The organism is Pseudoalteromonas sp. SK18 (assembly GCF_001974855.1).
Classification (GTDB): domain Bacteria; phylum Pseudomonadota; class Gammaproteobacteria; order Enterobacterales; family Alteromonadaceae; genus Pseudoalteromonas.
The window spans coordinates 38269-50412 of sequence record NZ_MTQB01000017.1 but is presented as its reverse complement, the minus strand read 5'-3'; the positions used below and the strand labels follow the sequence as shown (position 1 = coordinate 50412).

8 protein-coding genes are annotated in these 12144 nt (G+C 41.3%); 5 read left to right on the top strand and 3 right to left on the bottom strand.

Features of this window, described 5'->3' with window-relative positions; genetic code table 11:
* Positions 1–41: 41 nt before the first annotated feature.
* Positions 42–3377, bottom strand: a complete 3336-nt coding sequence (locus BW139_RS12895) for an ATP-binding protein (RefSeq protein WP_076919945.1) — start codon at positions 3375–3377, stop codon at positions 42–44.
* A gap of 117 nt (positions 3378–3494) precedes the next feature.
* On the bottom strand, positions 3495–5255 hold the full coding sequence (gene ycaO, locus BW139_RS12890; RefSeq protein ID WP_008109006.1) for a 30S ribosomal protein S12 methylthiotransferase accessory factor YcaO: 1761 nt from the start codon (positions 5253–5255) through the stop codon (positions 3495–3497).
* A gap of 156 nt (positions 5256–5411) precedes the next feature.
* Here ycaO and BW139_RS12885 point away from each other — a divergent pair, with 156 nt between their 5' ends.
* The 4 genes from BW139_RS12885 (at position 5412) to BW139_RS12870 (ending at position 10563) form a co-directional block, all read left to right on the top strand.
* Positions 5412–7700 carry a penicillin acylase family protein gene (locus BW139_RS12885; RefSeq protein WP_076919944.1) on the top strand — a complete coding sequence of 763 codons (2289 nt, stop codon included), beginning with the start codon at positions 5412–5414 and terminating at the stop codon, positions 7698–7700.
* Between the two features lie 76 nt (positions 7701–7776).
* Positions 7777–8625, top strand: coding sequence for an MBL fold metallo-hydrolase (locus BW139_RS12880; protein WP_076919943.1), 849 nt, complete (start codon positions 7777–7779; stop codon positions 8623–8625).
* Positions 8626–8713: 88 nt separating this feature from the next.
* Complete coding sequence (locus tag BW139_RS12875) at positions 8714–10246, top strand: bifunctional GNAT family N-acetyltransferase/carbon-nitrogen hydrolase family protein (RefSeq protein ID WP_076919942.1); 1533 nt, start codon at positions 8714–8716, stop codon at positions 10244–10246.
* On the top strand, positions 10246–10563 hold the full coding sequence (locus tag BW139_RS12870; RefSeq protein WP_010392612.1) for a multidrug efflux SMR transporter: 318 nt from the start codon (positions 10246–10248) through the stop codon (positions 10561–10563). The genes BW139_RS12875 and BW139_RS12870 overlap by 1 nt, the downstream gene beginning before the upstream one ends.
* A 37-nt stretch (positions 10564–10600) precedes the next feature.
* Here the strand turns inward: BW139_RS12870 and BW139_RS12865 are convergent, their stop codons facing one another.
* Positions 10601–11482: a DMT family transporter gene (locus BW139_RS12865; protein WP_083708674.1), complete on the bottom strand. Its 882-nt coding sequence runs from the start codon at positions 11480–11482 to the stop codon at positions 10601–10603.
* Between the two features lie 243 nt (positions 11483–11725).
* Between BW139_RS12865 and BW139_RS12860 the strand changes: the two genes are divergently transcribed.
* On the top strand, positions 11726–12109 hold the full coding sequence (locus BW139_RS12860) for an MAPEG family protein (RefSeq protein ID WP_076919941.1): 384 nt from the start codon (positions 11726–11728) through the stop codon (positions 12107–12109).
* Positions 12110–12144 lie beyond the last annotated feature (35 nt).

Below are 12144 nucleotides of genomic sequence, written 5' to 3'. Positions count from 1 at the left end.
AATATCCCTTACTTCATCGATTCTATTTTAAGCTTACACTGTTATTTAGCGCTAAGCCATTGTTGCAATTTAGCATGCATAGCGGGGCCATCGAGAGGCTTACTTAAATAGTCATTCATACCAGCGTTTAAGCACTTCTCTTTATCTCCGTGCATTGCATTAGCCGTAAGAGCAATAATGGGAATGGCTCGATTCTCTTGACCCGCAAGGCCCTCTCTAATAGCCATGGTTGCTTGGTAACCATCCATAATAGGCATTTGGCAATCCATTAGAATAAGTTGATAAGTGTTTGCGGTTGCTTGATTTAATTTAGTTAGTGCATCCTCGCCATCCTCTGCAATATCAAAGGTGAGCTCGGCTTGTTTTAATAATGCACCGGCAACCACCTGATTTACTTTGTTATCCTCAACTAACAATACATGGCCTTTCGCTTTTTTCGGGGTATTAATCGCAGAGAGCTCTACCTCTTTGGGTTGTTCTGCCAGTGTTCCTTTTACCAGCGTGTCATATAAATCAATAGCGGTGAGTGGTTTAAAAATTAAGGCAGTTTCCTTGTCTCCATAAAATAAACTGCTTTTTGAAGAACTCATTGGAGCCATAATCAAAACGTGGCTTTTCTCTAAAAAATGTTTCAGCTTTTCAGCCTGAAGGTGTGCTACAGGCTCCAAAAAGCTACTGTCAATAATTGCCACATCTGGGGGCGTTTGTTGATGGTTACTTATATAAGCTTCAACCTCTTCATAGTCACATACTGCACTGACATCTGCGCCCCATAGCATTAATTGCTTCTCGGTGATGGTGGCATTCATTTCACTATTATCAACAATCAGGATCCGCTTTGCTTGTATATGTTGGCAATCTAAATCAAATGCTTGGTCTATCACTGAGGTAATATTGACTGAAAAAGCAAAGGTGCTGCCTTCATTGGGTAAGCTATTTACACTTACTTCGCCTCCCATGAGTTCGCACAGCTGCTTAACTATTGCCAAACCTAAACCAGTGCCGCCATATTGGCGCGTTGTTGATGCATCAGCTTGAGTAAAAGAGTCAAATAACTGTTTTTGCTTATCTAAACTAATACCAATGCCGGTATCAATAATCGCGCATTCTAAAGTTGTATTGTCGAGAGTTTTTTCTATGGTGGCGGTTACCAGTACTTGTCCGTTTTGGGTGAACTTTATGGCATTGGCAATCAAGTTATTTAAAATTTGTCGCAACCTATTTGGGTCGCACACAATCTCACTAGTGCTTACATGCGTAGTATCTAAAATTAATTGGGTGTTATTACTTTCGGCCTTGAGCGCAAACGACTCAACAATTTCGCCGAGTAATTTGGGTAGATTAAATTGAATGTTTTCTATGTCTAACTTACCAGCTTCTATTTTAGAAAAGTCTAAAATATCATTAATAATTCCTAATAGAGATTCCGCTGACGATTGAGCCAGTTTGATATGGTGACGTTGCTGCTGATCAAGCGAGGTCGTTTGAATAAGGTTAAGCATGCCTAACACCCCATTCATCGGGGTACGAATTTCATGGCTCATGCTAGCTAAAAACTCACTTTTAGCAATCACAGCTTGTTCTGCGGCTTCTTTTGCTTTGACTAATTCTGCTTCAGTCTCTATGCGTTGTTCACTAGAGTGAAGACTTCCTATTAGCGCGCCGATAGCAATTAAAAAACCTTCTTCGTTTTGCGTCCATGCTCTAACGGTTGCTTGCTCTGCGCACACCACACCTATAGAGCCGCTGCCCGCGGGGATCATCACACAGAGGATTGCTTTAATGGATGATGGTTCTAGGTAGCTTTTTGCTATGGGGGCGAGGGAAGCTTGTTGCTGAGCGTTCTGGGCGCTAAAAACGGCTTTGTTCTCTAAGCTGGTAAAAAAATCAGGGATGTCTTGCTGGCGCCAAGGGGTATTGTTATCGCTGTTATTTTGGCTATAGCTCGCGATAGGAGTAAGCTGAGTTTTATGTTTATCAAACAAGCGAATGCTCACAGTATTCACTTTAAGTGCACGGCACACCGCACGAGTTATAAGCTCTTTTGATTCGCTTAATTTGCCATTTAATATGTGATCGCTAATAGTTAGCGATGCTAAGGTTTCGTTAAAGCGAGCTATTTTTTGATCTTCTATTGCTACTTTTTTACGGGCATCTATATTTTGTAATGAGCCGAATATTCTAATACAACGCCCATTTTTATGCTCTGCTTCTCCATGTATTAGCGCCCAAATCACTTCGCCTTTGGCATTAATAACTTCTAGTTCGGCTTCGTAACTTTCACCATATTTAACCGCCCTAGTAATTAGTTCAGCTGCCTTATCTCTGCTTTTTCCCTCTTTAAAGTAATATAAATCGGATGACCATTTAGGTTGCTCATCTAAAGGGTATTCAAATATCTTTTTGGTCATGTCTGACCAAAATACCTGTTTTTTTTCTAAATCAAATGACCATGCACCTACTTGAGCTAGGTTACTCATTACCTCGAGCATTTTTTCGTTTTCGTGTTCTCTATTGAGCATTTTTAAAAACAATAAAAACGCAAAAATAAGCAAACTTAAAATAACACTAATAACAATACGTAATGGCCAGACAGACGACGATGCTGGCTGCCAACCTGTTTTTGGCACTACATAGAGCTGCCAAGCACCGCCTTGGAAATTTAGATTAAACTCAAGCGGATTTTGGCTTGTAATTTCTGGGTCACCAAAGAAAAACTCACCTTGCTTACCTAACCCGTTACGTCCTTGAATGGCAACGGTGTATTTTTTTTGTAATTCGAAAATCCCTGCGTTGTTATAGACTTTTTCTAGATCGAGCACCACAGAAAGCAGCCCCCAAAAAGATTGGTCTTCAGGTAAATAAACCGGCACTCGTGCAATCAAAGCTTCATTGCCTTGAACTAACGTGAGCGGCCCAGCCATTACAATGGTATTAGTATCGCGTGCTTTAATAGCATCATCACGTTGTGACTTATTTTCTAAAAAATTGAGTCCAATGGCTTTTTCATTCCCTTTAAGCGGGTAGGTCATTGTGATGACCATGTTAGGTGCAGCACCAATATTACGTAGTTCGTTAGAGGTGTTAAACAGCGGAGCGGCAATTTGCCCAAAACGTGTTTGGCTCAAATTAGGCTCGGCAGCAACGGCTACAGCCAAACCACGTATTAACTGAATATTCGAGACTAAAGTAGCTTCAAGCTGGGCTCTGTAGGTGCTTACTTGAGAAAGTACTTGTAAACGGTAAGCATCTTTTGCACGATTATAGTTCAGCCGATCAAGCACTAAGCTTGTTATTACAATTAAACTGATTGCAAATAAAAAGGTAAGTTTAAGATTATAAACAGATGTGCGTTTACTTTTACGCTGTTGCCACATAGGGTGTAATTAAATTGTTAATATAGAAAGCTTAACTATAGCTAATTAACACCAGAAACAAAAATGGCGCAGTGAAATATGCGCCATTTTCTTTTTAACTTTAAACAAGCTCAGATATTATGAATCACTGACTTCTCGTGCCCAATGCTGCTGTTTCGCAACATGTAACTTACGGTAGCCATCCAGTAATGCGGCATGCTTTTTAAAGCCTTCAAGCGATAAACCTGGGAAGGTTAAGCCGTTAAAGCGTGTGCGACCTTCTGCAATCTCAATCGCTAGGGTTACATTGTTAGCGCCAAACATAAGCCCTAAAGCGTCTTGGTAGCTTGCATACTCACGTTCGTCATCATATTTAATTTCAAGGATTGCTTTTAAACAACGGAAATGACGCATCGCATCTTCATTAACTTGGCCGGTATGTAAAATCCAGTCAACCCAATCAATCGCTTCTTCGCTACCTGCCGCTAAGCACAGGTGCGCTTTCAGTTCACCAATGCGTAGGGTATGCCAAGGCGTGTCAGCATCGGTTGCTAAGCCAATAAATTCAGCTGCGCGAATAATATCGCTGTGGCCAGCTTCTTCTAAGCTATCGTAAATTTCCATCAGTTGCTCAGTGTCATACTGATCTAGTGATAGGAAGGTTTCACGGAATTTAGCCCCTTCGTTATTATTACGCCAAATAAGCTCATCTACCGGATAAATATCAGACATGCCAGGCACTAAAATACGACATGCATACACATTTAAATGAGTGTAATCCATGATGTAGATATCATGGCCCATGCTGTGAATTAAATCAGTACAGAAGTTATATTCTTGCTCAGTTGAGCCACTAAAGTCCCAATGTACAAATTCAAAGTCAGCTTCAGAACGGAAAAAGTCATGTGAAATTAAACCGCTTGAATCAATAAAGTGCAGTTCAATGTTTTCAGGTGTGGCCACTTCGTCGTTGTCAAAAGTAGCAGGTTGGAATACGTCTAGTTGATCTAGGCGACGACCTTGCAGTAATTCGGTAACGGTACGCTCTAGCGCTACTTCAAATGAAGGGTGAGCACCAAAAGAAGCAAATACAGAGCCATCTACTGGGTTGATTAGCGTAACACTCATTACAGGGTATTTACCGCCAAGTGAGGCATCCGCAATACGTAAATGGAAACCATGGCTACGAAGTTCTTCACAGGCTTCATGAATTTTAGGGTATTGTTTTACTATTTCTTCAGGCACGATAGGTAAGCTAATGCCTTCGGCAATAATACGGTTTTTAATAGCGCGTTCAAATACCTCAGATAACCCCTGTACACGGGCTTCAAATTTAGTATTACCAGCACTCATACCATTGGATACAAAAATATTACCAATCACGTTCACCGGAATATAAATTTCTTGGCCGTCGCGCTGGCGAGTATAAGGTACAGTACAAATACCACGTTCAAAATTGCCAGAATTAAAGTCATAAAGGTGTGAAGCGGTTAATTCACGCTCTGGGTCGAAGTAATCCCATAAGCTCTCATCCATAATCCCTTGTGGTACTTCATCTTCTGCTACTTTAAACCATTTTTCGTTCGGATAATGGGTAAAGTCACCATTGGCAAATTCTTCACCTAAGTAAAAATCAGCAAAAAAGTAGTTACAGCTTAAGCGCTCAAAATATTCACCTAACGCAGAAGCGATAGAGGCTTTATCAGTGGCACCTTTACCGTTAGTAAACATCACACCACAGTCGCTATCTTTTATATGAACTGAATAACAGTTTGCTACAGGGTTAAGCCATAGCGCTTCTTCAATATTAATATTTAGCGCTTTTAGCTTGTTTTGCATGGTAGAGATAGACGACTCTAAATCGCGGTCTTTACCTTTAATAAATGTTTTTTCAGTCATTTTGATCTCAACTAGGTCTGCACAATACATGAACTGTGTATTATCGTGGATTTTGATGTTTATTTCACCCTTTACCCGCTTTTCGTAGCGTTTTTAATAGAACGATTATGAATATATGCTAATAATAGTTTATTGAAATAGTTGAAGGGTATGTTTATGTTTAAAGTAATCAAGCGGTTGCTATTGGTTGTTGTGGTTTTAGCGCTCGCTAGTACTGCCATTGTTTACGGCGTTTTGACCTTAAGTTTACCTACCCTTGATGGTAAAGGTCGAAGCGATGCGGTGACACAGCCTGTTAAAGTTGCTCGAGATACCCTTGGCCAAGCTGTTATTACTGCAGCAACTCGCCACGAAGCTGCCTATGGCTTAGGTTATGCCCACGGGCAAGACCGCTTTTTTCAAATGGATTTACTGAGACGTAATGCCGCTGGTGAGCTCAGTGAGTTATTTGGTAAAGCTGCGCTTGCTCTTGATAAAAAAATGCGCTTTCATCAATTACGTAAACGTAGCCAAGCTATTTTAAAAACTCTCCCTGAAGCCGATAAGCAACTACTAAAAAGTTATGCTCAAGGAGTAAACGAAGGACTTGCGCAAGTAGGGTACCCAAGCTTTGAATACTTACTCACAGGGGCTGAGCAACAGCCATGGCAAAGTGAAGATAGCCTGTTAGTTATTTTTAGCATGTACCTAGACTTACAAACCGCCACCTTTGAACGCGACCAAGCTTTAATTCAAATACAGCAGCAATACGGCGCAAAAATGGTTGAATTTTTAACTCAACCAAGCCAATACCAAGCAGCATTAGATGGCAGTGTTTTAACACCTTATACCCAAACTATACCCCAGTTACCAACGCAGTCATTAGCGGCGATTAAAACTATTACCGCTAATTTAGAAGTAGGCAGTAATAACTGGGCAGTAACCGCAGACTTAACTAATACCCAAGCTGCGATGCTTTCAGATGATATGCATTTATCAATGGCGGTGCCGGTTATTTGGTATCGCGCACAACTTAATTACACCCATGACGATCAAGCTTATCAAGTAACCGGTGTTTCGTTACCAGGGGCGCCTGCCATTGTGGTTGGCAGTAATAATAAAATTGCATGGGGATTTACTAATGGTTATATAGATACAGCCGACTGGGTGGCATTAACTGATAGCAGTAAAACGTGGCAAGTAAATGAAGTGATTGCCTTACCTAATGGCAACAGTGAAACCTATCCATTAACGCTAAGCGAGTATGGCCCTGTTAAATACATCAACAATCAGCCTTATGCATTAAGTTGGGCAGCGCATCAGCCGTATGCCGTTGATATGCAATTGTTGCAGCTTGAGCAGGCTGAAACAGTGGATGATGCCCTTAACATTGCAAGTAACGTGGGTATTCCAGTACAAAACTTAATGGTGGTAGATAGCCAAGGCAGTGCCGCTTGGAAACACATGGGTGGTATTCCTGCGCGAACAGCACCCAGTGAGTTAGCCATTAATGAAAATGAGTATTCAGCAACTTGGCAGCAAAATGAAGTTATTCGCCCGTTTGTTAAAAACCCTCAGAGTGGGCGCCTATGGACAGGTAATTCTCGAGTGGTATCTGCTGATGATAACGTCCGTTTTGGTAATGGCGGCTATGCGCTTGGGGCACGTGCAACGCAAATTCGCGATAGGTTATTTGAAAAACAACGCTTTAATGAAAGTGATTTTTATCAGTTGCAGTTAGATAACCAAGCACGATTTTTAATGCCTTGGCATGCCTTATTGCTTGAGCAGTTAAAAAAGCAGCCCACGCGCTATAAAGATCATATAAATGCCCTCGAAAACTGGCAGCAATGCGCTTGCCCGCAATCAATAGGGTATACCTTAGTAAAGACGTATCGTGATGAACTGATTAATATTCTATTTAGCAGTATTGAGACAACACTCAACCAGCAAGATGGCACATTAAAATATGTGAAACGTGATTTAGAGCCTGCTGTTTGGCAGTTAATAAAGACTCAGCCAACAAGTTGGGTTAATCCGCAGTTTACTAATTGGGAGCAGCAATTACAGGGTGCCTTTGAGCAAACACTCACGCAGTTAACATCAATGTTTGGTAGTAACATACAAAACTGGCAGTGGGGAAAAGTAAACGAATTAGCGATTGAGCACCCGTTTGCTAAACAAATGCCCATACTAAGTAAGTTACTTAACATGCCAACAGCCCCCGGATTTGGTGACAGTTATATGCCAGCGGTGCAAAAACGTAGTTTTGGCGCATCACAGCGTTTTATTGTTCAGCCTGGGCACTTGAAGAATGCTATTTTAACGATTCCGGGTGGGCAATCAGGGCACCCACTTTCTGAGTTTTATCGAGCTGGCTTTGATGAATATGTAAAAGGTAAGCACACGCCATTATTACCGCAAGCATTAATGCATCAAATTGAAATTGCACCAATGAACGACTAGCCTTGGATGCAAAGTGAGCTAAATAAGTAGTAATAACGTTTTATAACCCAGATAAAGCAATTATAGGAAAACAAAAATGAAAAAATTACTACCGGCATTAATCACCAGTTTACTGTTAAGCAATCATGCATTTGCGGATGAAAACCCTGTTACGGCTACACAATTAAGTGAACATGTTTACGTGTTATTTGGTCAAGGCGGTAACATTGCCGCAAGCGTGGGGGATGATGGCATTTATATTATTGACGATCAGTTTGCCAAGCTTTCCGACGATATAAAAAAAACCATTAGCGAATTAAAGCCAGGCAGTGCCGAGTTTGTAATTAATACCCATCATCATGGTGACCATACTGGGGGTAACGAAAACTTTGCCAAAGCGGGCGCACATGTGATTGCTCACGACAATGTACACAAACGGTTAAAAGAAAAACATGGTGAGGGTTCTGATTACTTACCGCGTATTAGTTTTGGCCATGATTTAAAACTGCACTTTAACAATGAGCATGCGCATGTTGTGCATTATCAACATGCTCACACCGATGGCGATGCGGTGATTTTTTTCAATAATGATAATATTGTGCATATGGGAGACATTTATTTTAACTTTGGTAGCCTCCCGTTTGTTGATGTAGACAGTGGTGGCAGTGTTGACGGTGTATTAGCGGCGGTTGATGATGTTATTAATCAGATTGATGATAAAACCCAAGTTATTCCCGGTCATGGCCCACTAAGTGACCGTTCAGGACTGATAACGTATCGTAAGCTGGTGCAAAAAGCGAAAGATGTTATGCTAAAAGCAATGCAAAATGACGCCAGTTTAGAGCAGGTACTTAAAGCAGACCCATTGTCAGAACTTGGCCTTGAATATGCAAATTGGTTACCTAAAGAGCGCGTAACCACACTTTTTTATCGCAGTTTAAAGTAGCGCACAGCGCGAATAAAAACGCATAAACCTAATAAAGCTGAGCATGTGTTCAGCTTTTTTGATTCTTACATGCCCCAAGGAGTTGCGTATGTCGGCAGAAAAAACCCATCTTGAAATTTGTAACTTAACCCGAGAACAATACCCACAAATTAAAACCTTGATGGACGAAGCTTACCCCGACCTAGGCGGAGCATGGCCAAGCCATACTATTTTTAGACTCATCGATCAGTTCCCTGAAGGGCAAATCGGTATTGTGGATGACGGCGTGCTGGTGGGTTTAGCGCTGAGTGTACAGGTAGATTATGCGCGTTTTTCAAACCCGCATACCTATGAAGATATTGCCGATGGCCACGACCGTGTATTTAGCGATACCACAGGGGATGCTTTATACGGCTTGGATGTTGCCATTAGTGAGCAATACCGAGGCATGCGTTTAGGGCGTCGTTTATATGATGCGCGAAAAGAATTGTGCCGTCAGTATAACTTACGCGCTATTTTAGCGGGTGGCCGTATTCCGCGTTATTACAATCACAGCAGTGAAATGACCCCGATGGAATACATTGCTAAGGTCGATCAAAAAGAGCTGTATGACCCCATACTCAGTTTTCAATTAGCCAATGACTTTCAGGTTAAACGATTATTGAAAAAATACTTACCTGAAGATCAGGAGTCGGTCGGTTATGCCACATTACTTGAGTGGAATAACATTATGTATGAGCCAACCGACACCGTTATTGAATCAACTAAATCAATCGTGCGCGTAGGGGCTGTGCAGTGGCAAATGCGCTGCGTTGAATCGGTTGAAGAAATGCTTAAGCAAGTTGAATACTTTGTTGATACGGTATCTGATTACAAAAGCGATTTTATTTTATTCCCGGAGTTTTTTAATGCGCCACTAATGGGATTAACCGAGCAAAGTAATCAAACTGAGGCAATTCGGTATTTAGCCGAATACACAGAGACCTTTAAAAACGCCATGTCGCGTATGGCGATAGAATACAACGCCAACATTATTACCGGCTCAATGCCGCTTGCCGAAGACGATAAAATATATAACGTTAGTTATTTATGCCATCGCAGCGGTAAAATAGACGAGCAACGTAAAATTCATATTACCCCGCATGAACAAAATGATTGGGTGATCCAAGGCGGTGATAAAATTGCTGTATTTGATACAGATGCAGGCCGTGTAGGTATTCAAATTTGTTATGATGTCGAATTTCCTGAGTTGTCACGTATTTTGGCCACCCAAGGTTTGGATATTTTATTCGTGCCATTTTGGACTGATACTAAAAACAGTTACTTGCGTGTACGCCATTGTGCCCAAGCACGTGCCATTGAAAACGAATGTTATGTGGTTATTGCAGGCTCTGTGGGTAACTTACCTGAAGTAGAAAGCTTAGATGTGCAGTTTTCGCAGTCGGCGGTACTAACCCCATCGGACTTTTCATTTCCGCACGATGCCACACTAAATGAAGCCACCACCAATACAGAAATGTTATTATTTAGCGACTTAGATATGGATAAGTTAAAAATTCTTCACAGCGAAGGGACTGTGCGTAATTTAAAAGACCGCCGTCACGACTTGTATGAAGTAATATTGAAAAAGAGAGATGTTTAATGGCGTGGATGTATTTAATTATTGCAGGGTTACTTGAGATTGGTTGGCCTATAGGGCTAAAAATTTCTCAAACCCCTGAGACTCGTTGGCAGGGCATCGCGATTGCCATTGCGTTTATGGTCGCGAGCGGCTTTATGTTGTGGTTAGCGCAAAAGCAAATATCTATGGGCACGTCGTATGCAGTATGGACGGGTATTGGTGCTGCTGGTACGTTTTTAGTGGGTATATTATTTTACGGTGATGCCGCCACGTTTGGCCGTATTGCTGGTGTGTTAATGATTATTTGCGGTGTGATCACCCTAAAAATTAGTCATTAGTTATTAAAAACGAGCGCAGGTTGATACCTGCGCTTTTTTAGCTGCTCGGCAGCATTACCAATATCGCAGCCACTGCAATCAATAATAGCCCAGCGCTATCTTGGCGTTTTAGCGGTTGTTTTAACCATAAAACAGCAATTAACATCGTAAAAAATACTTCTATCTGGCCGAGCGTTTTTACATAGGCAACATGTTGCAAGCTCATTGCGCTAAACCAACCTATTGATCCCAAGCAACTAAATATACTCACCGTACAAGTCATGCCCTTATGCTGAAACATAGTTTTAAATGTATCGCGTTCCTTTAAGGCAATATAAATACACAACATTATTGTTTGTAAACTAATAACAAGCAATAAAACCCATGCAGGCGCATACGGAAAAGCAATCCCCGAACTCAAGCTGGCTTCTCTGATCCATGATGATGACAACGCAAAGGCGGTACCGCAGGCAAGTCCTGTTAATGCTGTTTTTAAGCTAAAGTGTTTCACATTGGCGATACCACTTAATAGCAATACCGCAATTGCACCAATAAACACGCCAAACCAACCAAGTAATGAAAGCGTTGAGCCAAAAAACAGCAACCCGAGTATGGCCGCCATAAGCGCTTCACTTTTAGCTAGCCCGGCGCCTACAGCAAAATTATTCATTTTAAATAATTTAACCATGAGTCCCGTGGCAATAATTTGCACTATGCTGGCACCAATAATGTAGCTAATAAATAAAGGGTTGAATGAAGGAAAGGGAGCATCTTGGTAATAATAAAGCGCATATAAATACAGCCCTGCAATAGGGCTTGCGACAATAAAGCGGGCTAATGTAACGCCAGCAATGCTCACATGAGTGCTTAATTTACTTTGCAGAGCATTACGCCATGACTGCATAAATGCGGCAAAAATAGTCAGTAAAATCCAAATCATCTTAAATAACATACAAAAAAGTGGAGAGCTAATTTAGCAGTACTCTGGCATTAAAGCGACCATCAAAAAGGCATAATGAATATTCATCACCTGCGACAATTTGCCACAGTGATGCACTGCTTAAATCGGCTATAGTGTGAGGGATGTTACTGCTAGCCGCCAGAGCTCAGGTTATTTATATTTGGCGGCTTTTTTCTATTTGCTGTGTTATTTTGGGTCATAAATAATAACTTGAGAATTATAATGACGACTTTATTGGTTTGCGCCTTAATTGCAGTGATCATGCCTTATGTTGCGAGAATCCCAGCTATTATAGAAATGAATAAGCTCGGTGGTTACGATAATAAACATCCGCGGCAACAACAAACACAACTTACAGGACTCGGAGCACGGGCGCTGGCTGCTCATCAAAACTGTTTTGAATCGTTAGCGGTTTTTGCCGTTGCTTTGGCTGCTGTATTAGGCACAAACAATGTTAATGCCGTAACCGAAACTTTAGCGATGACGCATATTGTAGCGCGTATTTTATTTTGTACTTTTTATTATTTAAACCTCGATATTATTCGCTCGATCACTTGGCTGGTGGGAATAGGCACCGCTATTGGCATGATCGCCGTCAGTTTATAACGAGAATAAGCAAAAACCACAAAGCAAGCAGCCTA